Genomic DNA, 18,309 nt, shown 5'->3' on the forward strand with positions numbered 1-18,309 from the left:
GCCGAGGAGAGAGAAACATGTCTCGAGTAGGTAAGAGCCCGATCGCGCTGCAAGGCGCGGAAGTCAAGCTGGCCGACGGTGCAATCACCGTCAAGGGCCCGCTGGGCACCATCACGCAAGCGATCAATCCGCTCGTGAACGTGGCGAACAACGACGGCACGCTGAATCTGGCGCCGGTCGACGAAAGCCGCGAAGCAAACGCACTGTCGGGCACGATGCGCGCGATCATCGCGAATGCCGTGCACGGCGTGACCAAGGGTTTCGAGCGCAAGCTGACGCTGGTTGGCGTCGGTTACCGTGCACAAGCGCAAGGCGACAAGCTGAACCTGTCGCTGGGTTTCTCGCACCCGGTGGTGCACCAGATGCCGGAAGGCGTCAAGGCTGAAACCCCGACGCAAACCGAAATCGTGATCAAGGGGATCAACAAGCAACAAGTCGGTCAAGTGGCTGCGGAAGTCCGCGGTTACCGTCCGCCGGAGCCCTACAAGGGCAAGGGCGTGCGCTATTCCGACGAGGTTGTGATCCTCAAAGAAACGAAGAAGAAGTAAGGGTGCGCAATCATGGATAAGACTCAATCTCGCCTGCGCCGCGCTCGCCAGACGCGTATCAAGATCGCTGAGCTGCAGGTCGCGCGTCTCGCCGTGCATCGCACGAACACGCACATCTACGCTCAAGTGTTCTCGCCCTGCGGCACCAAGGTGCTCGCCAGCGCGTCGACGCTCGAGGCAGAAGTGCGCGCCGAGCTCGCCGACAAGTCGGGCAAGGGCGGCAACGTTAACGCCGCGACGCTGATCGGCAAGCGTATTGCCGAGAAGGCAAAGGCCGCCGGCATCGAATCCGTCGCCTTCGACCGCTCGGGCTTCCGCTACCACGGCCGCGTGAAAGCGCTGGCTGAGGCAGCTCGCGAAGCTGGGCTCAAGTTCTAAGGAAGGAATTCGTCATGGCAAAGATGCAAGCGAAAGTTCAGGCTGACGAGCGCGACGACGGCCTTCGTGAAAAGATGATTTCGGTCAATCGCGTGACCAAGGTCGTGAAGGGTGGCCGTATTCTCGGCTTCGCCGCACTGACCGTGGTTGGCGACGGTGATGGCCGCATCGGTATGGGCAAGGGCAAGGCGAAGGAAGTGCCGGTCGCTGTCCAGAAGGCAATGGAACAAGCTCGCCGCAACATGTTCAAGGTGCCGCTCAAGAACGGCACGCTGCAGCACGAAGTGCACGGCAAGCACGGCGCATCGGCCGTCCTCCTCGCTCCGGCGAAGGCAGGTACGGGCGTGATCGCCGGCGGCCCGATGCGCGCAGTGTTCGACGTGATGGGCGTTCAGAACGTTGTGGCGAAGAGCCACGGTTCGACGAACCCGTACAACCTCGTTCGCGCCACGCTGGACGGCCTGCGCAAGCAGTCCACCCCGGCAGACATCGCGGCGAAGCGCGGCAAGTCCGTCGAAGAAATTTTGGGCTAAGCCCGGGTGGTCACCATGTCTGAAAAAACTGTCAAGGTTCAGCTCGTTAAGAGCCTGATCGGGACCCGCGAATCGCACCGCGCGACCGTGCGTGGCCTGGGCCTGCGCCGACTCAATTCGGTCAGCGAGCTGCAGGACACGCCGGCGGTCCGCGGCATGATCAACAAGGTCTCGTACCTCGTTAAGGTCATCGCGTAAGCGGCCCTACGGATCAAGGAGTTGATATGGAATTGAATAACCTGAAGCCGGCAGCTGGCGCCAAGCACGCCAAGCGTCGCGTCGGCCGTGGCATCGGTTCGGGCCTCGGCAAGACGGCTGGCCGTGGTCACAAGGGTCAGAAATCGCGTTCGGGCGGCTTCCACAAAGTCGGTTTCGAAGGCGGTCAGATGCCGCTGCAACGTCGTCTGCCGAAGCGCGGCTTCACGTCGCTGACGAAGGAATTCGTCGGTGAAGTGCGCCTGGGCGACCTCGAGAAGCTGCCGGTCGACGAGATCGATCTGCTCGCACTGAAGCAAGCCGGCCTGGTCGGCGAGCTGACGAAGAGCGCAAAGATCATCGCGACGGGCGAACTGAAGCGCAAGATCGTCGTGAAGGGTCTCGGTGCCACCAAGGGTGCGCGCGCTGCGATCGAAGCGGCTGGCGGTTCGTTCGCCGAGTGACACGCGTAGCGCGTCGTCACTTGCATTCATCGGAGAAGGTACTTGGCTAACAGCCCGAGTCTTGCAAAACCCGGTCGAAGCACGGCGAAATTCGGCGATCTGCGTCGGCGAGCGATGTTCCTGCTCCTGGCGCTGATCGTCTATCGCATCGGCGCGCACATTCCCGTGCCGGGCATCGATCCGGATCAACTGGCTAAGCTGTTCCAGAGCCAGGCGGGCGGCATCCTGGGCATGTTCAACATGTTCTCGGGTGGCGCGCTTTCCCGCTTCACGATCTTTGCGCTGGGGATCATGCCGTACATCTCGGCGTCGATCATCATGCAGTTGCTGGCGATCGTCTCGCCGCAGCTCGAGGCGCTGAAGAAGGAAGGGCAGGCAGGGCAACGGAAGATCACGCAGTACACGCGGTATTTCACCGTGGTGCTCGCGACCTTCCAGGCGTTCGGTATCGCGGCTGCGCTGGAAAACCAGCCGGGCCTCGTCACCGATCCCGGCATGCTGTTCCGTCTGACGACGGTCGTGACGCTGGTTACCGGTACGATGTTCCTGATGTGGCTCGGCGAGCAGATTACCGAGCGTGGTCTGGGCAACGGTATCTCGATCATCATCTTCGGCGGGATCGCAGCAGGGTTCCCGAATGCCGTCGGTGGGTTGTTCGAGCTGGTGCGTACGGGTTCGATGAGCATCATTTCGGCGATCATCATCGTCGTTCTGATTGCCGCGGTGACTTACCTGGTCGTGTTCATCGAACGCGGTCAGCGCAAGATCCTCGTGAACTACGCGAAGCGCCAGGTCGGCAACAAGATCTACGGTGGGCAGTCGTCGCACCTGCCGCTGAAGCTGAACATGTCGGGCGTGATTCCGCCGATCTTCGCATCGTCGATCATCCTGTTCCCGGCAACGATTCTCGGCTGGTTCAGTACCGGTCAGCCGACGGGAAGCTGGATTTCCAATACGTTGCATAACGTTGCGGAAGCGCTGAAGCCGGGCCAGCCGGTCTATGTGCTGCTGTACACGCTGGCAATCGTGTTTTTCTGCTTCTTCTACACCGCACTGGTGTTCAACAGCAGGGAAACCGCGGACAACCTGAAGAAGAGCGGCGCGTTTGTTCCGGGCATCCGTCCGGGCGATCAGACCGCACGATATATCGACCGCATCCTCACGCGTCTGACGCTGGCCGGTGCGATCTACATCGTCTTCGTGTGTCTGCTGCCGGAATTCCTGGTGCTGCGCTGGAACGTGCCGTTTTATTTTGGTGGAACGTCGCTGCTGATCATTGTCGTCGTCACGATGGACTTTATGGCGCAGGTGCAGTCGTACGTTATGTCGCAACAGTATGAGTCGCTGCTCAAGAAGGCTAACTTCAAGGGCGGCAACATCCCAATGCGTTAATAAGGACTATGGCCAAAGACGATGTAATCCAGATGCAAGGTGAGGTGATCGAAAACCTCCCGAATGCGACCTTCCGTGTGAAGCTGGAAAACGGCCATGTCGTGTTGGGGCATATTTCCGGAAAGATGCGGATGCACTACATCCGCATTCTGCCCGGCGACAAGGTGACGGTTGAGTTGACGCCTTACGATCTGTCTCGTGCGCGGATCGTGTTCCGGGCGAAGTGATTTGAAAAAAGGGTATTATCATGAAAGTGATGGCATCGGTTAAGCGCATTTGCCGCAATTGCAAGATCATCAAGCGCAAAGGCGTCGTTCGCGTGATCTGCAGCTCGGATCCGCGCCACAAGCAGCGCCAAGGCTGACCGCGCGTTTGTTTGCGCTTTTTGTTTGAGGAAAAACAATGGCTCGTATCGCAGGGGTTAACATCCCGAATCACCAGCATACCGAGATTGGCCTGACGGCAATCTTCGGTGTCGGCCGCACGCGCTCGCGCAGCATCTGCGCGGCAGCTGGCGTGGAATTCTCGAAGAAGGTCAAGGACCTGACCGACGCAGATCTCGAAAAGCTGCGTGAAGAAGTGGGCAAGTTTGTCGTCGAAGGCGATCTGCGCCGTGAAGTGACGATGAACATCAAGCGCCTGATGGACCTCGGTTGCTACCGTGGCGTCCGTCATCGCAAGGGCCTGCCGATGCGCGGTCAGCGTACGCGTACGAACGCACGTACCCGCAAGGGTCCGCGTCGTGCAGCGCAAGCGCTGAAGAAGTAAGCGGAACTGACAGTTACAGGAAAACGTAATGGCTAAGGCTTCGAACACCGCGGCGCAACGCGTTCGCAAGAAGGTTAAGAAGAACGTCGCTGAAGGTGTGGTTCACGTCCACGCGTCGTTCAACAACACGATCATCACGATCACCGATCGCCAAGGCAACGCACTGGCATGGGCGACGTCGGGCGGTCAGGGCTTCAAGGGCTCGCGCAAATCGACGCCGTTCGCTGCCCAGGTCGCAGCCGAGTCGGCTGGCCGCGTCGCGATGGAATACGGCGTGAAGAATCTGGAAGTGCGGATCAAGGGCCCGGGCCCGGGTCGTGAGTCGGCAGTGCGCGCACTGCATGGCCTCGGCATCAAGATCACCGCGATTTCGGACGTCACCCCGATTCCGCACAACGGCTGCCGCCCGCCGAAGCGTCGTCGTATCTAAGAATGTGCTGGCACGTTAGTGCTAGCGCATTGCCTGTCGCCGCGTAGCGTCGACGGGCGTTGCTTTTTTGATTGACTAAGCCCACCGTTCGCCCCAAAGGGAGCGGACTAGCGCGGATTTCGATCCGCGTGACTGATTGATAAAGGAATGCAAAGTGGCACGTTATATCGGCCCCAAAGCCAAGCTGTCCCGCCGTGAAGGCACCGACCTGTTCCTGAAGAGCGCGCGCCGCTCGCTCGCCGACAAGTGCAAGCTCGACAGCAAGCCGGGTCAGCACGGTCGTACCTCGGGCGCACGTACGTCCGACTACGGTACGCAGCTGCGCGAAAAGCAGAAGGTCAAGCGCATCTACGGCGTGCTGGAGCGTCAGTTCCGCCGCTACTTCGCTGAAGCCGACCGCCGCAAGGGCAACACGGGTGAAAACCTGCTGCAACTGCTCGAGTCGCGCCTCGACAACGTCGTGTATCGCATGGGCTTCGGCTCGACCCGCGCTGAAGCGCGTCAGCTGGTGAGCCACAAGTCGATCACCGTGAACGGTGTCGTCGCGAACGTCCCGTCGCAGCAAGTGAAGGCGGGTGACGTCGTCGCGATCCGCGAAAAGGCGAAGAAGCAGGCGCGTATCGTCGAAGCGCTGTCGCTGGCCGAGCAAGGCGGCATGCCGAGCTGGGTTGCAGTCGATGCGAAGAAGTTCGAAGGCACGTTCAAGCAAATGCCGGAACGCGTTGACATCGCTGGCGACATCAACGAAAGCCTGATCGTCGAATTGTATTCGCGTTAATCCGATTGACGGCCGAGGTACCCCGATTGCGTTGCGCAAGGACGGGCCTCGGCTGTTTATTTTCTGGTTGTTACCGGTCAGCCTTATCGGTGTAACGAGCCGAGGGTATTGAAAAGGAAAGCCCATGCAAACCAGTTTGCTGAAACCCAAGATCATCGCCGTGGAATCGCTTGGCGAGAACCACGCGAGGGTGGTCATGGAACCGTTCGAACGCGGTTACGGCCATACCTTGGGCAATGCGCTTCGCCGCGTGCTGCTGTCGTCGATGGTTGGCTATGCGCCGACCGAAGTGACGATCGCGGGCGTGGTGCACGAGTACTCGACGCTTGATGGCGTGCAGGAAGACGTCGTCAACCTGCTGCTGAACCTGAAGGGCGTGGTGTTCAAGCTGCATAACCGTGACGAAGTGACGGTTACGCTGCGCAAGGAAGGCGAAGGCGTCGTCACGGCCGGCGATATCGAGCTGGCCCACGATTGCGAAGTCATCAACCCGAATCACGTGATTGCGCACCTGTCGAAGGGCGGCAAGCTCGACGTTCAGATCAAGATCGAGAAGGGTCGCGGCTACGTGCCCGGCAACGTCCGTCGCTATGGTGAAGACACGGCCAAGATCATCGGCCGCATCGTCCTCGACGCATCGTTCTCGCCGGTTCGCCGCGTGAGCTACGCAGTCGAAAGCGCACGTGTCGAGCAGCGTACCGACCTCGACAAGCTCGTGATGAACATCGAAACGAGCGGCGTGATCACGCCGGAAGAAGCGATCCGTCAATCGGCCCGCATCCTGGTCGACCAGCTGTCCGTGTTCGCGGCGCTGGAAGGCACGGAAACGGCTGCCGAGGCACCGTCGCGCGCACCGCAGATCGATCCGATCCTGCTGCGTCCGGTGGACGATCTCGAGCTGACGGTTCGTTCGGCGAACTGCCTGAAGGCCGAGAACATCTACTACATCGGCGACCTGATCCAGCGCACGGAAAACGAGCTGCTGAAGACGCCGAACCTCGGTCGCAAGTCGCTCAACGAGATCAAGGAAGTGCTCGCTTCGCGCGGTCTCACGCTGGGCATGAAGCTCGAGAACTGGCCGCCGGCTGGTCTCGACAAGTAAGCCCGGTTGTTGCTGTAGTTGGCAAAGATGCGGATTTTCCTTTAAAATCCGCATCTTGCTTTTTTTCGCTACCGGCCCGTGCACCCTCCGAGGTGCGATAGAAGAGCTGGATCAAAACTTTGAATCAAGGAAACTGAAATGCGCCATCGTCATGGTCTGCGGAAACTGAACCGCACGAGCAGCCACCGTCTGGCTATGCTCCGTAACATGTCCAACTCGCTGATCGAGCACGAAGTCATCAAGACGACGCTGCCGAAGGCGAAGGAACTCCGTAAAGTCGTCGAGCCGCTGATCACGCTCGGCAAGAAGCCGTCGCTGGCAAACCGTCGCCTGGCGTTCAACCGCCTGCGCGATCGTGACTCGGTGGCGAAGCTGTTCGACGTGCTCGGTCCGCGTTTCGCGAACCGTCCGGGCGGCTACCTGCGCGTGCTGAAGTTCGGCTTCCGCGTGGGCGACAACGCACCGATGGCACTGGTCGAGCTGCTCGACCGTCCGGAAGTCGACGAAACGGAAAACGTGCAAGAAGCTGAATAAGCTTCCGGTACGCAGCAGTATCTGAAAGGGGCCGAGCGATTGCTTGGCCCTTTTTGTTTTTGAGATGCCGGCTGCGATCGATTGTCGCAGGCCGGCACCGGCACCGGCACCGGCAGCGTTGCGTCGGCTGCGTTACGATATTAGGAATCCGGCGCGGGCCCTGGGTCGGCAAAATGCACGTCGGCAGGAACCGGTAGACCAGCCAGGAGGGCGCAGATGATAGTGGTGCTGATGCTGACGACGGTGCCCGACGCGGCGACGGCCACGGCGCTCGCCGACGGCGTGCTCGACGCGCGGCTTGCCGCGTGCGTGTCGGAACTCGGCGCGATCAAGTCGCGCTATCACTGGCAGGGCAAGGTCGAAACGGCCGACGAGATCCAGTTGCTGTTCAAGACGAGCCCCGTGCGGGCGCTCGAACTGGAGCGATTTATTCTCGCGCATCATCCGTACGAGACGCCCGAAATCGTCTCGTGGCAGGCGACGGCTTCGGCCGCGTACGGCCAGTGGGTGACCAGCGAAACTCAACGTCTATTTCATGTTTAACGGTATGGCGCTTCCCCCCGTGCGCGTGCGCGCGCTGCGGTTTCTTGCAGTCCTGTTGTCGTTCGTGCTCGTGCTGGGCGGCTTGTCCGTCGCGCGCGCGGCCGACGATTTCCTCGATCCGTCGGTTGCGTTCAAGTTCAGCGCGAGCGAATCGCCGGGACAGGTGGACGTCCGCTTCAAGGTCGCGAACGGCTATTACCTGTATCGCGAGCGATTCGCGTTCGCGGTGAAGAGCGGGCAGGCGACGCTCGGCGAGCCCCAATTGCCGGCCGGCCACGTGAAGTTCGACCAGACGTTCCAGAAGAACGTCGAGACCTATCGTGACGAAGTCGTGGTGCACGTGCCGGTCAAGCAGGCGTCGGGGCCGTTCGAGCTCGCGGTGACGTCGCAGGGGTGCGCGGACGAAGGGATCTGCTATCCGCCGGCGGAGCACGTCGTGAAGGTCGGCGGCGCCGCGCTGGGCGCAGCCGCATCGTCGTCCGTCGCAACGGCTGCCGCAGGCAGTTGGTTCGACAAGGTCACGAGCGCCGAATTCGCGCAGTCGCTGCTCGAAGGGCACGGGTTCTTCACGATCGTCGCGCTGTATTTCGTCGCGGGCGTCGTGCTGAGCCTCCTGCCCTGTTCGTACCCGATGATTCCGATCGTGTCCGCGATCATCATTGGCCAGGGCACGCGCGCGACGCATGCACGCGGCTTCGCGCTGTCGCTGACCTACGTGGTCGGCATGGCGCTGGTCTACACGGTGCTCGGCATCGTCGCGGCGCTGGTCGGCCAGAGTCTCGGCGCGTGGCTGCAGAACCCGTGGGTGCTCGGCGCGTTCGGCGTGCTGCTTGCCGCATTCGCCGTATCGCTGATTTCGGGCAAGGACATTGCGCTTCCCGAGCGCTGGCAGAATGGCGCGTCGGAGAAATCGAGTGCGCGCCAGGGCGGCCACTTCGTCGCGGTCGCGGCGATGGGCGCATTGTCGGCGCTGGTCGTCGGCGCATGCATGACGGCTCCGCTGTTCGCGGTGCTCGCCTTCATCGCACATACCGGCAATGCGCTGCTCGGCGGTGCGGCGCTGTTCGCGATGGGGCTGGGGCTTGGCGTACCGCTGCTCGTCGTCGGTGTCGGTGCCGGGACGGTGCTGCCGCGCGCGGGCGCATGGATGGATGGCGTAAAGGTGTTCTTCGGCATCGTGCTGCTCGCGGCCGCGCTATGGATCGTGTGGCCCGTGCTCGCGGGCGGTGTGAAGATGGTGCTCGCCGCGTTGTGGCTGCTCATCGCGGCCGCGGCGCTCGGCTTGTTCACACCGAACGCCGGCGCCGCGTCGATCTGGCGCCGCCTGGGCCGCGGCCTGGGCGCCGCGCTTGCAATCTGGGCGGCGACGCTGCTCGTCGGCCTGGCTGCGGGATCGACCGATCCCGTCAAGCCGCTGGCCGTACTTGCGGCGCGCACGGTTGTGTCGGGCGGTACCGCGGCGGCGGCCGGCACGGCTGCCGCGCAGGATGGGCCCGCGTTCGCATCGGTGCGCTCCAGTGCCGAACTCGACGCGCTGCTGAAGACATCGGGCCGGCCCGTCATGCTCGACTTCTACGCCGACTGGTGCGTGAGCTGCAAGGAGATGGAGCATCTGACGTTTACCGACCCGCGCGTGCAGGCGCGGCTCGCGCAGCTTCACCTCGTGCGCGCGGATGTCACCGCGAACAATCCGGACGACCAGGCGCTGCTCAAGCGCTTCAACCTGTTCGGGCCGCCGGGCATCATCTTCTTCGATCGCAGCGGCAACGAAATCGGGCGCGTGGTCGGCTATCAGGCGGCCGAGACGTTCCTGCGCAGTCTCGATCGGGCCGCTGTCCCGACGGTATGACGGTGTCTGCCGCGTGCGTACCGGTGGTGCACCGGGGCGCTCGCGCGGCATGAGGTGACGACCCGACGTCGACACGCGGCTTCGATCGGCGGCAAACAAAAAACGGCGGAACACCGAGGTGTCCCGCCGTTTTTCTTTTCGCCTGCCGGCGCGATCAGCGTTGCGCTTTCAGCAGACGCGCGGCATCGAGCGCGAAGTACGTGAGCACGCCGTCGGCACCCGCACGTTTGAACGCGAGCAGCGATTCGAGTATGACCTTGTCGTGGTCGAGCCAGCCGTTCATCGCGGCGGCCTTCAGCATCGCGTATTCGCCGCTTACCTGGTACACGTAGGTCGGGAAGCGAAACTCGTCCTTCACGCGGCGCACGATGTCGAGGTACGGCATGCCGGGCTTGACCATCACCATGTCGGCGCCTTCGTCGATGTCGAGGCGCACTTCGCGCAGCGCTTCATCGCTGTTCGCCGGATCCATCTGGTAGGTCATCTTGTTGCCCTTGCCCAGGTTGGACGCCGAGCCGACCGCGTCGCGGAACGGACCGTAGAACGCCGACGCGAACTTCGCCGAGTAGGCCATGATGCGCGTATGGATATGGCCGTCGCTTTCCAGCATCTCGCGGACCGCGCCGATGCGGCCGTCCATCATGTCCGACGGCGCGACGATGTCGACGCCGGCTTCGGCCTGGGCGCGTGCCTGATCGACCAGGATCTCGATCGTGTCGTCGTTGATCACGTAGCCGTTCTCGTCGAGCACGCCGTCCTGGCCATGGCTCGTATACGGATCGAGTGCGACGTCGGTCAGCACGCCGAGTTCGGGGAAGCGCTTCTTCAGCTCGCGCACCGCCCGCGGGATCAGGCCGTCCGGATTGGCTGCCTCGCGGCCGTCAGGCGTTTTCAGCGGCGGTTCGATGGCCGGGAACAGCGACAGCACGGGCACGCCGAGTTCGACGCATTGCTCGGCGACATGCATCAGCAGATCGACGGACACGCGCTCGACGCCGGGCATCGACGGCACCGGCTGCCGTTCGTTGGTGCCTTCGACGACGAACACCGGATAGATCAGGTCGTCGGTGGTCAGGCGGTTTTCGCGCATCAGGCGCCGGGAGAAGTCGTCGCGGCGCATCCGGCGCGGACGATGAAGCGGATGGAAGCTCATGGCGATTGGGCAGAAATCAGGGCAGTAAGGACCTTACGGAACCCTTAGGTCATTTTCGGGAGCGTTGGTATATGATAGCGATCGAGCGGCACGCGTCGCGTGTTGCTCCCCGCTTCTCCTCCCTGAGCGGGTGCCTGTCGTTTTTCGATTAGGCTGTTTGACCCGCCGTTTAACGGCGGGTTTTTTTATGAGCCGGCCGAATCCGCAGGCGCCGTCAGGTGCGCGCCGCCGATCCCGGCCGCGCGTTGCCCGATCATTGTGCTACAGGCTCGCTTTTTTCGTCGGCGACGGACGGTCGCAACCAGCTCTCGATCAGCTCATGCGCGTCGTCGAGCCCCGTGCGCTTCAGCGCGGAGAACAACTGGACCGTCAGCTTGCCCTGGACGCCCTGGTCGCGATACGCATCCAGCCCCTTTTGCGTGGTCCGCAGTGCGTTGATGCTTTCCTGCCGCGTCAATTTGTCGCACTTCGTCAGCAGCGTGTGGATCGGCTTGCCGGTCGGCGTGAACCACTCGATCATGCGGCGATCGAGGTCCGTCAGCGGGCGGCGCGAATCCATCATCAGGATCAGGCCGCAGAGCTGCGAGCGGGTCGCGAGGTAGGACGACAGCAGCATTTCCCAGTGCGCCTTCGCGGCGCCCGGCACTTCCGCGTAGCCGTAGCCGGGCAGGTCGACGAGGTTCGCGACCGGCTCGGCGGCCGGGCCGACGGAGAAGTAGTTGATATGCTGCGTGCGGCCAGGCGTCTTCGATGCGAAGGCCAGCCGCTTCTGGTTGCACAGCACGTTGATCGCCGTCGACTTGCCGGCATTCGAGCGGCCCGCGAACGCGATTTCCGGCTGAACCGTCGGCGGCAGGTCGCGCAGATGGTTGACGGTCGTGTAGAAGCGGGCTTGATGGAGCAGAAAGGCCATGGGAACCGGAAGGACGGGCGGCGCGAGCCGCTTGGTGGAGGCGGGGTAGCCCCGATAGGCGCGGGAGCTTTCAACACGATATTGTACAATACGACGGTTTTACCGAAGGCCACCGGGCGCCTGCCTCGCGCTTTTATGTGGCTTCTGCGGTAGACTGGACGCCGTCGTTTTTTGCAGAACCTCAAATTCCCACAAGACGAAACAGGGTGTGCGAATGAATCGACTGTGCAAGTCTCTGATGGTGCTTCAGGTTGCAGCAGGGTTCGTAGGTTTCGTAGCGGAGGCAAACGCGGCGGATGCGGCAAAGCCGGATCTCGACCGCGGCAAGGCGATTGCCGGGCAGGTCTGCGCGTCGTGCCACGGCGCCGACGGCAATAGCGCGTCGGGCAGTTTCCCGAAGCTTGCCGGCCAGCATCCCGAATATCTGGTCAAGCAGTTGAACGACTTCAAGACGCAGCCGGGCGCGAAGGGGCCGGGGCGGTCCAACGCGGTGATGGTCGGATTCGCGAGCGCGCTGAGCGCGGACGACATGCGCAACGTTGCCGCGTACTACGGGTCGCAGACGACGAAGCTCGGTACCGCACGCGATGCGGCGACCGTGCCGATCGGCCAGAAGATCTATCGCGGCGGCATCGCGGAGAAGGGCGTGCCCGCCTGCGCGAGTTGCCACGGGCCGACGGGGCAGGGGATGCCGGTCCAGTATCCGCGTCTGTCGGGGCAGTGGGCCGACTACACGGTCGCGCAGTTGACCGCGTTCCAGCAGGGTGCCGGCGCGCGCAACAACAACGAGGCGATGCATCAGATCGCGACGCGTCTGTCGGACAACGAGATCAAGGCCGTCGCGGATTACATCGCGGGCCTGCGTTGAGCGGTCAGTCGCGAATGGAATGACCGGGCGCCCGAAGGGCGGCCGGTGTCAGAACAAGAAAAGGGTGGGGCGCCGCGCCGTTGCGGTTGCCTCGCCCTTTTTTGTCAGCACTCGCCGGGCCGCCCCAAGAGTGCTGACCGCCCCCTTGGGGGGCAGCGAACATAGTGAGCGTGGGGGCTGTTTCCCCTTAGTCGGAGTTTGAATGAGCGTTACCACGTCGGGGTTGCAGTCGAAGTCGGGTCAGGGGGCGCCGAAGCGCGCGGTCGAGCTGCTGAGCTCGATGCGCTTTGCGATTGCGCTGCTGGTGGTGCTGTCGATCGCGAGCATCATCGGCACGGTCCTGACCCAGGACGATCCGTATCCGAACTATGTGAACCAGTTCGGGCCGTTCTGGGCGGACATCTTCCGCTCGCTCGGCCTGTACAACGTGTACAGCGCGTGGTGGTTCATGCTGATCCTGATCTTCCTCGTCGTGTCGGTCTCGCTGTGCGTGATCCGCAACGCGCCGAAGATGCTCGCCGATGCGAAGAGCTGGAAGGACAAGGTCCGCGAAGGCAGCCTGCGCGCGTTCCACCACAAGGCCGAGTACACGGCGTCCGGCACGCGCGCGACGGTCGCGGCGACGCTCGCCACGTTCGTCACCAAGGCCGGCTACAAGCACGTCGTGCGTGAAACCGACGGCGCGACGCTGATCTCCGCGAAGCGCGGTGCGATGACCAAGTGGGGCTACATCTCCGCCCACCTCGCGATCGTCGTGATCTGTATCGGTGGCCTGCTCGACAGCAACCTGCCGATCAAATTCCAGATGTGGATGTTCGGCAAGAGCCCGGTCAACACGAGCGCGACGATCAGCGAGATCTCGCCCGACCATCGCCTGTCCGCGTCGAACCCGACGTTCCGCGGTTATGCGTGGGTGCCCGAGGGCCAGTTCGTGTCGACCGCGATCCTGAACCAGCCGAGCGGCTCGCTGATCCAGGACCTGCCGTTCTCGATCCAGCTCAACAAGTTCATCGTCGACTACTACACGACCGGCATGCCGAAGCTGTTCGCGAGCGACATCGTCGTGATCGATCGCGAGACCGGCCAGAAGATCCCGGCGCGCGTCGAGGTCAACAAGCCGTTCACGTACAAGGGCGTGTCGATCTACCAGTCGAGCTTCCAGGACGGCGGCTCGCAGATGCAGATGACGGCCTACCCGATGACGGGCGGCAACGCGAAGACCTTCCCCGTGCACGGCACGATCGGCAGTTCGGCGCCGCTGCAGATGCCGGGCGCCGACGGCGACACGATCGAGTTCTCCGATTTCCGCGCGATCAACGTCGAGAACATGGCCGACGCGAACGGCAAGCCGGACGTGCGCGGCGTCGCGAAGACGGCGTCGCTGAAGGAAGCGTTCGACGAACGGCTCGGCTCCGGCGCGAAGACGTCGAAGCCGATGCAGCTCCACAACATCGGGCCGTCCGTGCAGTACAAGATCCGCGGCAAGGACGGCCAGGCGCGCGAATTCAACAACTACATGCTGCCCGTCGACATGAACGGCGAGCGCGTGTTCCTCGCCGGCGTGCGTGCGAGCCCGAACGATCCGTTCCGCTACATGCGGATTCCGGCCGACAGCCAGGATTCGATCGGCGAATGGATGCACCTGCGCGCCGCGCTCGAGGATCCGGCCGTGCGCACCGAAGCCGCCGCGCGCTTCGCGCAGCGTTCGCTGCCGGGCGCCGACGCATCGCTGCGCGGCCGCCTGCAGGACAGCGCATCGAAGGTGCTGACCCTGTTTGCTGCAAGCGATGACAGTGGCGGCCGCGGCGCCGACGGCCAGCCGGTCGGCGGCTTCCAGGCCGTGGCGACGTTCATCGACCGCTCGGTGCCGAAGGCCGAGCAGGAGAAGGCCGCGAGCCTGCTGCTGCGGATGCTCGAGGGCTCGATGTGGGAGGTCTGGCAGATCTCACGCGAGCGCGCCGGCCAGCCGGCCGCCCAGCAGGGCACCGACACGATCCGCTTCGTGCAGAACGCGATCAATGCGCTATCCGACAGCTTTCTGTATGGATCGCCTGTCTATTTGCAGCTTGACTCATTCAAGCAGGTGCAAGCTTCGGTATTTCAGTTGACGCGCGCACCCGGCAAGAATCTGGTGTATCTTGGCAGCCTGCTGCTGGTCGCCGGCATCTTCTCGATGTTCTACGTACGCGAACGGCGCCTCTGGTTCTGGCTCAAGGATGCCGGTTCGGGCGTCGACGTGGTGATGGCGATGTCCACGGCCCGCAGGACCTTCGATTTCGAGAAAGAATTCGTGCAGACGCGCGACGCGGCCGGCGCCGCCTTGCGCGCCGCACCTCGCGACGCCGCGCCCGCCGGTGCGGCATCGACGGTCCGCCCGCCAGCCGGCGGCGGTTCCGATTCCGAGAATTCCACCCGGTAACATCATGGATCTCACGCAAGTTTCCTCCTCTCATCGGTCGGCCCAGGCCCCGGTTTCGGCGCCGCTGTTCGACGATCGTCCGTTCCTCGCGCGCCTGTCGCTGGTCGACTGGCTGTTCGCACTGGCGCTCGTGGTGGGCGCGGGTTATGCGCTCGTGCACTACGACGCGCACATGGATTACTACGACAAGGCGGTGATGATCGGCACCGTGCCGGCGCTCGTCACGCTCGGCTGGCGCTGGAAGCCCGCGCGGCTGATGATGGCGTCGATCGCCGTGCTGTCGCTGCTGTCGATCCAGATCTACCAGGGCGATCTCGCGCGCGCCGATGCGGCGTTCTTCCTCAAGTACTTCCTGTCGAGCCAGTCGGCGATCCTGTGGATGAGCGCGCTGTTCGTGCTCGCGACGATCTTCTACTGGATCGGCTTGCTCGCGCGCTCGGAAACCGGCGCCGCGATCGGCCAGAAGCTCACGTGGGTCGCCGTGCTGATGGGCTTCACGGGGCTGATGGTGCGCTGGTACGAGTCCTACCTGATCGGCGCCGACGTCGGGCATATCCCCGTGTCGAACCTCTACGAGGTGTTCGTCCTGTTCAGCCTGATCACCGCACTGCTCTATCTGTATTACGAGGGCCACTACGGCACGCGCTCGCTCGGCGCGTTCGTGCTGCTGGTCATCAGCGCGGCGGTCGGCTTCCTGATGTGGTACTCGGTCGCGCGCGATGCGCAGCAGATCCAGCCGCTCGTGCCTGCGCTGCAGAGCTGGTGGATGAAGATCCACGTGCCGGCGAACTTCATCGGCTACGGCAGCTTCGCGCTGTCGGCGATGGTGTCGGTCGCGTACCTGATGAAGGAGCGCGGTGTGCTCGCCGATCGCCTGCCGACGCTCGAGGTGCTCGACGACGTGATGTACAAGTCGATCGCGGTCGGTTTCGCGTTCTTCACGATCGCGACGATCCTCGGCGCGCTGTGGGCGGCCGAGGCATGGGGCGGCTACTGGAGCTGGGACCCGAAGGAAACCTGGGCGCTGATCGTGTGGCTGAACTACGCGGCGTGGCTGCACATGCGGCTGATGAAGGGCCTGCGCGGCTCGGTTGCCGCGTGGTGGGCGCTCACGGGCCTGCTCGTGACGACGTTCGCGTTCCTCGGCGTCAACATGTTCCTGTCCGGGCTGCACAGCTACGGCAAGTTGTAAGATTTCGGCCGCTCGTCCGACTATAAGACCGCCGGCGCACTGCGTGCCCGGCGGTTTTCTTTTGTAACGGGCGGGCGATCCGGGCGTCGAACGGCGCATGGTGGGTCGGGTCGAACGCTCATGAAGCGTGCGTGCGGCGCATGCAGGAGGAGCAGCACGATGTGGATCAAACGCCCTTTGCGGAACGTACTGATTGGCGGTGATATCGCGCACAGCGAGATCACGCCGCGCGCGGTGTTCGAGAACCGGCGGCGCGTCTTGCAGGCGGCCGGCCTCGCGGCGGCGGGCGGGCTGCTCGGCGGCAGCGGCGCGGCATTTGCCGCATATGCGTCGCCCGATGCGCGCGCGGCTAAGCTCGCGGCGAAAACGAACCCGAAGTTCGTCGCGGCCGACAAGGTGACGCCGTTCAAGGACATCACGTCCTACAACAACTTCTACGAATTCGGCACCGACAAGAGCGATCCGGCGCAGAACGCCGGCACGCTGCGGCCGCGCCCGTGGCGCGTGAGCGTCGAGGGTGAGGTGCAGCACCCGAAGGTGCTCGACCTGGACGAACTGCTGAAGCTCGCACCGCTCGAGGAGCGTGTGTACCGGCTGCGCTGCGTCGAAGGGTGGTCGATGGTGATTCCGTGGATCGGCGTGCCGCTGTCCGAGCTGATCAAGCGCGTGCAGCCGACCGGCAACGCGAAATACGTGCAGTTCATCACGCTGGCCGATCCGTCGCAGATGCCGGGCCTCTCGACGCCCGTGCTCGACTGGCCATACTCGGAAGGGTTGCGGATGGACGAGGCGATGAATCCGCTGACGCTGCTGGCGCTGGGCGTCTACGGGCAGGTGCTGCCGAACCAGAACGGCGCGCCGGTGCGAATCGTCGTGCCGTGGAAGTACGGCTTCAAGAGCGCGAAGTCGCTCGTGAAGATCCGCTTCGTCGACAAGCAGCCGAAGACGAGCTGGAACACGTACGCATCGAACGAGTACGGCTTTTATTCGAACGTGAACCCGAACGTCGACCATCCGCGCTGGAGCCAGGCGACCGAGCGGCGCATCGGCGAGGACGGCTTCTTCACGCCGAAGCGCAAGACGCTGATGTTCAATGGCTACGGCGATCTGGTCGCGTCGATGTATCAGGGCATGGACCTGAAGAAGAACTTCTGAGCGCGACGGTGAGAAACAACATGCCTCCTTCGACGCTGACGCCCGCGCGCGCAGCCGGCGCCGGATCGGCCGCACGCGCGGCCGGGGCCGGTGCTGTTCGTACCGGCGCGCCGCGCTGGCTCGTGCCGGCCAAGGTGCTGGTTTTCGCGGCCGGCCTCTATCCGCTTGCGCGTCTCGTGCTGTTCGGGCTGACCGACCGGCTCGGCGCGAACCCGATCGAATTCATCACGCGTTCGACCGGCCTGTGGACGCTCGTGCTGCTATGCATCACGCTTGCCGTCACGCCGATCCGGCGCATGACGGGCTTCGCGCCGCTGCTGCGCTTTCGCAGGATGATCGGGTTGTTCGCGTTCTTTTACGCGACGCTGCACTTCACGACCTACCTGTGGTTCGACAAGTGGTTCGATGTCGTCGCGATCCTGAAGGACGTCGGCAAGCGCCCGTTCATCACGGTCGGCTTTGCCGCGTTCGTGCTGCTGATCCCGCTCGCCGCGACGTCGCCGCGCGCGATGGTGCGCCGGCTCGGGCGCCACTGGGCGACGCTGCACAGCACGATCTACGCGATCGCGCTGTTCGGCGTGCTGCACTTCTGGTGGATGCGGGCCGGCAAGCACAATCTCGCGCAGCCGAAGCTTTACGCGGCGATCGTCGCCGCGCTGCTCGGCTGGCGGCTGGTCGCATGGGGATGGCGGCGCGTGCGCGCGTAACGGCCCGGCCTGAAAAAAACAAAAGGCGATGACCGGGAAGTCATCGCCTTGTTTCGCGAGCCGCGCTGCGTCTTTACTGCGCGACGGCCGGGCCCGACGCTGGTGCGGGCATTTTCGATGCGTCGCTCGACAGCTCGGGCGACAGCGTGAGCGGCGTGCCGGACGAATCGGGCACACTGTCGGATGACGCGTTTTCATCGGTCGGCTTCACGTCCGACGGCGGCGTGTCCTGTTGCTGGATCGGCTTGGGCAGCGGAGGCACGGTGGGCAGATAGAGCGCGCCGCTTTGACCGCAGCCGGCAAGAATCGCCAAAGCCGCTACAATCGCGCTCATCCGGAAAACGACTCGCATGATCGTCCCTGAACAATTGAACCGATAGAGTTTAGC

The 18,309-nt window shown here is 63.6% G+C and carries 23 protein-coding genes; 20 read left to right on the plus strand and 3 right to left on the minus strand.

Going from position 1 to position 18,309, the window contains the following annotated elements; all coding sequences use genetic code 11:
• Positions 1-17: 17 nt before the first annotated feature.
• From rplF to dsbD, 15 genes are all read left to right on the plus strand, one after another.
• Entirely contained in the window at positions 18-548 is a 531-nt protein-coding gene (gene rplF / locus LXM88_RS06690) for a 50S ribosomal protein L6 (protein ID WP_011350678.1), read from the plus strand.
• Between the two features lie 12 nt (positions 549-560).
• Complete coding sequence (gene rplR, locus LXM88_RS06695; protein WP_006477183.1) at positions 561-926, plus strand: 50S ribosomal protein L18; 366 nt, start codon at positions 561-563, stop codon at positions 924-926.
• Between the two features lie 14 nt (positions 927-940).
• Positions 941-1,459 carry a 30S ribosomal protein S5 gene (gene rpsE, locus LXM88_RS06700; RefSeq protein WP_006482895.1) on the plus strand — a complete coding sequence of 173 codons (519 nt, stop codon included), beginning with the start codon at positions 941-943 and terminating at the stop codon, positions 1,457-1,459.
• Between the two features lie 15 nt (positions 1,460-1,474).
• Positions 1,475-1,657 (plus strand): 50S ribosomal protein L30, encoded by a 183-nt coding sequence (rpmD, locus tag LXM88_RS06705; protein ID WP_006400644.1) that lies wholly within the window; start codon positions 1,475-1,477, stop codon positions 1,655-1,657.
• A gap of 26 nt (positions 1,658-1,683) precedes the next feature.
• Entirely contained in the window at positions 1,684-2,118 is a 435-nt protein-coding gene (gene rplO, locus LXM88_RS06710) for a 50S ribosomal protein L15 (protein WP_006482880.1), read from the plus strand.
• A 42-nt stretch (positions 2,119-2,160) separates the two neighbouring features.
• On the plus strand, positions 2,161-3,510 hold the full coding sequence (gene secY, locus LXM88_RS06715) for a preprotein translocase subunit SecY (protein WP_006482915.1): 1,350 nt from the start codon (positions 2,161-2,163) through the stop codon (positions 3,508-3,510).
• A gap of 8 nt (positions 3,511-3,518) precedes the next feature.
• Positions 3,519-3,737, plus strand: coding sequence for a translation initiation factor IF-1 (gene infA, locus LXM88_RS06720; RefSeq protein WP_004521905.1), 219 nt, complete (start codon positions 3,519-3,521; stop codon positions 3,735-3,737).
• A gap of 20 nt (positions 3,738-3,757) precedes the next feature.
• Positions 3,758-3,874 carry a 50S ribosomal protein L36 gene (gene rpmJ / locus LXM88_RS06725; RefSeq protein ID WP_004199844.1) on the plus strand — a complete coding sequence of 39 codons (117 nt, stop codon included), beginning with the start codon at positions 3,758-3,760 and terminating at the stop codon, positions 3,872-3,874.
• A gap of 38 nt (positions 3,875-3,912) precedes the next feature.
• Positions 3,913-4,278 (plus strand): 30S ribosomal protein S13, encoded by a 366-nt coding sequence (gene rpsM, locus LXM88_RS06730; RefSeq protein ID WP_047899584.1) that lies wholly within the window; start codon positions 3,913-3,915, stop codon positions 4,276-4,278.
• A gap of 28 nt (positions 4,279-4,306) precedes the next feature.
• The gene (rpsK, locus tag LXM88_RS06735; RefSeq protein ID WP_004197937.1) at positions 4,307-4,708 is read left to right on the plus strand and encodes a 30S ribosomal protein S11; all 402 of its coding nucleotides are present in this window, start codon (positions 4,307-4,309) and stop codon (positions 4,706-4,708) included.
• 154 nt (positions 4,709-4,862) lie between these two features.
• The gene (rpsD, locus tag LXM88_RS06740; protein WP_124501696.1) at positions 4,863-5,486 is read left to right on the plus strand and encodes a 30S ribosomal protein S4; all 624 of its coding nucleotides are present in this window, start codon (positions 4,863-4,865) and stop codon (positions 5,484-5,486) included.
• A gap of 124 nt (positions 5,487-5,610) precedes the next feature.
• Positions 5,611-6,588 (plus strand): DNA-directed RNA polymerase subunit alpha, encoded by a 978-nt coding sequence (locus tag LXM88_RS06745; RefSeq protein ID WP_006477176.1) that lies wholly within the window; start codon positions 5,611-5,613, stop codon positions 6,586-6,588.
• A gap of 138 nt (positions 6,589-6,726) precedes the next feature.
• Positions 6,727-7,122, plus strand: a complete 396-nt coding sequence (gene rplQ, locus LXM88_RS06750) for a 50S ribosomal protein L17 (protein WP_006477175.1) — start codon at positions 6,727-6,729, stop codon at positions 7,120-7,122.
• A gap of 216 nt (positions 7,123-7,338) precedes the next feature.
• Positions 7,339-7,665, plus strand: a complete 327-nt coding sequence (gene cutA, locus LXM88_RS06755; RefSeq protein ID WP_262540414.1) for a divalent-cation tolerance protein CutA — start codon at positions 7,339-7,341, stop codon at positions 7,663-7,665.
• On the plus strand, positions 7,658-9,514 hold the full coding sequence (dsbD, locus tag LXM88_RS06760; RefSeq protein ID WP_262540416.1) for a protein-disulfide reductase DsbD: 1,857 nt from the start codon (positions 7,658-7,660) through the stop codon (positions 9,512-9,514). Before cutA ends, dsbD begins: the two co-directional genes overlap by 8 nt.
• Positions 9,515-9,668: 154 nt before the next feature.
• Here dsbD and hemB read toward each other — a convergent pair whose 3' ends face one another.
• Both hemB and yihA read right to left on the minus strand, forming a co-directional pair.
• A complete protein-coding gene (gene hemB, locus LXM88_RS06765) occupies positions 9,669-10,667 on the minus strand; it encodes a porphobilinogen synthase (RefSeq protein WP_262540417.1) in 999 nt (332 codons plus the stop codon).
• Between the two features lie 253 nt (positions 10,668-10,920).
• A complete protein-coding gene (gene yihA / locus LXM88_RS06770; protein WP_047899588.1) occupies positions 10,921-11,580 on the minus strand; it encodes a ribosome biogenesis GTP-binding protein YihA/YsxC in 660 nt (219 codons plus the stop codon).
• Positions 11,581-11,794: 214 nt separating this feature from the next.
• Here yihA and LXM88_RS06775 point away from each other — a divergent pair, with 214 nt between their 5' ends.
• From LXM88_RS06775 to msrQ, 5 genes are all read left to right on the plus strand, one after another.
• A complete protein-coding gene (locus LXM88_RS06775) occupies positions 11,795-12,448 on the plus strand; it encodes a c-type cytochrome (RefSeq protein ID WP_262540419.1) in 654 nt (217 codons plus the stop codon).
• Positions 12,449-12,650: 202 nt separating this feature from the next.
• Positions 12,651-14,867, plus strand: coding sequence for a cytochrome c biogenesis protein ResB (locus LXM88_RS06780; protein ID WP_262540420.1), 2,217 nt, complete (start codon positions 12,651-12,653; stop codon positions 14,865-14,867).
• A 4-nt stretch (positions 14,868-14,871) separates the two neighbouring features.
• A complete protein-coding gene (gene ccsB / locus LXM88_RS06785; protein ID WP_262540421.1) occupies positions 14,872-16,059 on the plus strand; it encodes a c-type cytochrome biogenesis protein CcsB in 1,188 nt (395 codons plus the stop codon).
• Positions 16,060-16,218: 159 nt separating this feature from the next.
• Positions 16,219-17,214 carry a protein-methionine-sulfoxide reductase catalytic subunit MsrP gene (gene msrP / locus LXM88_RS06790; protein WP_262540422.1) on the plus strand — a complete coding sequence of 332 codons (996 nt, stop codon included), beginning with the start codon at positions 16,219-16,221 and terminating at the stop codon, positions 17,212-17,214.
• Positions 17,215-17,234: 20 nt separating this feature from the next.
• A complete protein-coding gene (msrQ, locus tag LXM88_RS06795; protein ID WP_262540424.1) occupies positions 17,235-17,921 on the plus strand; it encodes a protein-methionine-sulfoxide reductase heme-binding subunit MsrQ in 687 nt (228 codons plus the stop codon).
• Between the two features lie 73 nt (positions 17,922-17,994).
• Here the strand turns inward: msrQ and lptM are convergent, their stop codons facing one another.
• Positions 17,995-18,273: an LPS translocon maturation chaperone LptM gene (lptM, locus tag LXM88_RS06800; RefSeq protein WP_047899593.1), complete on the minus strand. Its 279-nt coding sequence runs from the start codon at positions 18,271-18,273 to the stop codon at positions 17,995-17,997.
• Positions 18,274-18,309: the final 36 nt, after the last annotated feature.

The sequence above is a fragment of the Burkholderia sp. S-53 genome, from assembly GCF_025560745.1.
GTDB lineage: Bacteria > Pseudomonadota > Gammaproteobacteria > Burkholderiales > Burkholderiaceae > Burkholderia > Burkholderia pyrrocinia.

Coding starts and splice junctions, on each gene's coding strand:
- rplF (WP_011350678.1), top strand. CDS start 18: ATGTCTCGAGTAGGTAAGAGCCCGATCGCGCTGCAAGGCGCGGAAGTC.
- rplR (WP_006477183.1), top strand. CDS start 561: ATGGATAAGACTCAATCTCGCCTGCGCCGCGCTCGCCAGACGCGTATC.
- rpsE (WP_006482895.1), top strand. CDS start 941: ATGGCAAAGATGCAAGCGAAAGTTCAGGCTGACGAGCGCGACGACGGC.
- rpmD (WP_006400644.1), top strand. CDS start 1,475: ATGTCTGAAAAAACTGTCAAGGTTCAGCTCGTTAAGAGCCTGATCGGG.
- rplO (WP_006482880.1), top strand. CDS start 1,684: ATGGAATTGAATAACCTGAAGCCGGCAGCTGGCGCCAAGCACGCCAAG.
- infA (WP_004521905.1), top strand. CDS start 3,519: ATGGCCAAAGACGATGTAATCCAGATGCAAGGTGAGGTGATCGAAAAC.
- rpmJ (WP_004199844.1), top strand. CDS start 3,758: ATGAAAGTGATGGCATCGGTTAAGCGCATTTGCCGCAATTGCAAGATC.
- rpsM (WP_047899584.1), top strand. CDS start 3,913: ATGGCTCGTATCGCAGGGGTTAACATCCCGAATCACCAGCATACCGAG.
- rpsK (WP_004197937.1), top strand. CDS start 4,307: ATGGCTAAGGCTTCGAACACCGCGGCGCAACGCGTTCGCAAGAAGGTT.
- LXM88_RS06745 (WP_006477176.1), top strand. CDS start 5,611: ATGCAAACCAGTTTGCTGAAACCCAAGATCATCGCCGTGGAATCGCTT.
- rplQ (WP_006477175.1), top strand. CDS start 6,727: ATGCGCCATCGTCATGGTCTGCGGAAACTGAACCGCACGAGCAGCCAC.
- cutA (WP_262540414.1), top strand. CDS start 7,339: ATGATAGTGGTGCTGATGCTGACGACGGTGCCCGACGCGGCGACGGCC.
- dsbD (WP_262540416.1), top strand. CDS start 7,658: ATGTTTAACGGTATGGCGCTTCCCCCCGTGCGCGTGCGCGCGCTGCGG.
- hemB (WP_262540417.1), bottom strand. CDS start 10,667: ATGAGCTTCCATCCGCTTCATCGTCCGCGCCGGATGCGCCGCGACGAC.
- yihA (WP_047899588.1), bottom strand. CDS start 11,580: ATGGCCTTTCTGCTCCATCAAGCCCGCTTCTACACGACCGTCAACCAT.
- LXM88_RS06775 (WP_262540419.1), top strand. CDS start 11,795: ATGAATCGACTGTGCAAGTCTCTGATGGTGCTTCAGGTTGCAGCAGGG.
- LXM88_RS06780 (WP_262540420.1), top strand. CDS start 12,651: ATGAGCGTTACCACGTCGGGGTTGCAGTCGAAGTCGGGTCAGGGGGCG.
- ccsB (WP_262540421.1), top strand. CDS start 14,872: ATGGATCTCACGCAAGTTTCCTCCTCTCATCGGTCGGCCCAGGCCCCG.
- msrP (WP_262540422.1), top strand. CDS start 16,219: ATGTGGATCAAACGCCCTTTGCGGAACGTACTGATTGGCGGTGATATC.
- msrQ (WP_262540424.1), top strand. CDS start 17,235: ATGCCTCCTTCGACGCTGACGCCCGCGCGCGCAGCCGGCGCCGGATCG.
- lptM (WP_047899593.1), bottom strand. CDS start 18,273: ATGCGAGTCGTTTTCCGGATGAGCGCGATTGTAGCGGCTTTGGCGATT.